This window comes from Pseudomonas tremae (assembly GCF_001401155.1).
In the GTDB taxonomy this organism is placed as follows: Bacteria; Pseudomonadota; Gammaproteobacteria; order Pseudomonadales; family Pseudomonadaceae; genus Aquipseudomonas; species Aquipseudomonas tremae.
Genome location: NZ_LJRO01000083.1, coordinates 1 through 369, shown reverse-complemented (window position 1 = coordinate 369; position 369 = coordinate 1). Strand labels below are relative to the sequence as shown.

Sequence of the window (369 nt, the reverse complement as noted above, 5' to 3'; positions counted from 1 at the left end):
GGTTTCAAACGTCGTGCGACCAATTGATGCAAGACCAGATATCTGTCAGTGCGTCCCTGTTTGTAACTCCAGACGCCGGCTAGGTATCGCAGCAATCAACTCCTGGGTGTAAGCCGCTTCAGGCCTGGCAAAAACATCCTCGGCCAGACCCTGCTTGGCGGTCTTGCCATGCTTGAGCACCAGTACCTGGTGGGCAACGCTGGCGACCACTGCCAAGTCGTGGGAAACCAGCACGTAGGCGATGCCGGATTCGGATTGCAGTTCGACCAGCAAGTCGAGAATCTGCGCCTGCACCGACACGTCCAGGGCCGAAACCGGCTCATCGAGCAGCAGCAGATCCGGTTGCAGGGCCAGCGCTCTGGCAATGGC

General features: G+C 59.1%; 1 pseudogene. It reads right to left on the bottom strand.

From position 1 onward, the window contains the following. Window positions 1–45: 45 nt before the first annotated feature. Window positions 46–369 (bottom strand): annotated as a pseudogene (locus ALO43_RS06535) (ABC transporter ATP-binding protein); the annotation flags it as partial.